This is a genomic window from uncultured Gimesia sp. (assembly GCF_963976445.1).
GTDB lineage: Bacteria > Planctomycetota > Planctomycetia > Planctomycetales > Planctomycetaceae > Gimesia.
Window position 1 is genome coordinate 1 of sequence record NZ_CAXBKP010000060.1, and the last position, 1,645, is coordinate 1,645.

Genomic DNA, 1,645 nt, shown 5'->3' on the forward strand with positions numbered 1-1,645 from the left:
CAAACTGGTATGATGATTGATTCAAATCAAGTTTGCATAGTCCAACCGCTTGTGGGGAAGAACAATTTCTACAACACGATTTTCACAATCTCAGTCCCGGCATTGTATTACAGGAATCAGTATGAAACCACGACCTTATTTAATTCTCTTTTTTATGCTAAGCCTGTTTGCTTTCAGTCATGTTTCGTCCGCCGATGATAACACAAAACCGGCAGCCAAAACCGAAAGCGAATCCGGTCTGAAGAATCCTCTGAGGTTGGTTCTGCCTCCCATCATTTATGCTGTCCCCGGCCTTGAAACCAATGTTTATTTTGACAATGTTGTGCTCGCCATTAACCCCGCGAATTATGTTTTCGATGTGCATTGTAACCGTGGATTTTTACAAAACGATCGCTGGACATATACGCCTGAAGAAAAAGAAATCGGCGATTATGCATTCGAACTGAAAATTCTTGACCAGAATAATCAGGTTGTTTCTTCACAAAAATCAAGACTCCGTGTCGTGCCTGCAGCAACTGGAAAAGATAAAACCTTGAGCCTGCTGATGATCGGCGACAGTCTGACGCATGGTTCAATCTACGCCAGACACGTACTGGAACTCAGTAAAAAATTCGAAGGACCTCAGCTTAAATTCGTTGGTTCTCATAATCCGAACAATGATCCTGAAGTTCGACATGAAGGTTATTCCGGCTGGACCGCACTTCGTTTTGCAACACTTTTCAAGGAAACAGCCAGAACCGGAGATCATAAAGAACGGGGTAGCCCTTTTTTATATGCCGACGAACAGGGGAAACCCAAATTTGATTTTCCTCGCTATTGCAAAGAGTTTAACGATGGTAAAGCTCCGGATGTCGTGACAATATTTCTCGGACCGAACGATGTCTATTCCGCCTCCGATGAGACGATCGAAACGATTGCCGGCACGATGCTGAAAAACGTGGGTGCCTTAGTGGATATGATCCAGGCTTACAGCAAAGAAACGAAAATCGGCCTCATGTTACCAGTGCCCCCGGCTGCGACTCAGAATGCATTCGGCAATCCCTATGATGGCAGTCTGACCCGCTGGCAATACAAACGAAACCAGCAATATGTGGTCGAACTGATGTCAAAAATTTACAAAGACAAAGCGGATCAGAATATTTTCCTCGTACCTACAAATTTAAATCTGAACTGCGTACATAATTACCCGACCAGAAAAGGACCCCTGAATTCGCGCAACCCGCAGGAAGTCGTGCGACAAAATAACGCCGTGCATCCTGATCTCAATGGATACCAGCAGATTGGCGATTCCGTCTTTTTCTGGTTGAAAGAAATGTCAAAATAGCATTCTAAAACAGACCACAATAGACAGAGCAACTTAAGTTCCACTGGTCCAAAGCTGCAACAGAGACCATCAGGGAGACCCAAAGGGTTCAGGATTCAAGACCATCGAATCCTGGACCCTTGTATGTTTCGGATTCCACCTGAGTGACCAGGCTGACGTCAGCGTCTGCGGCTCGTCTACCTCTTACCGTCCCCCCCCCTATCTCATCTGATGCGTCATCTTCACTGCTGAAAATACCTCTGGATACTGAATAATCCGGTCTTGACCGCCTCTCGGCCATCGGGATGATGCTTAGTCTGCGTCGCGCGCGAGCACACGGTT

1 protein-coding gene is annotated in these 1,645 nt (G+C 46.0%); it reads left to right on the plus strand.

Features of this window, described 5'->3' with window-relative positions; genetic code table 11:
• Positions 1-121: 121 nt before the first annotated feature.
• Positions 122-1,324, plus strand: a complete 1,203-nt coding sequence (locus AAC022_RS27050; RefSeq protein WP_339736438.1) for an SGNH/GDSL hydrolase family protein — start codon at positions 122-124, stop codon at positions 1,322-1,324.
• The last annotated feature ends 321 nt before the right edge of the window (positions 1,325-1,645 follow it).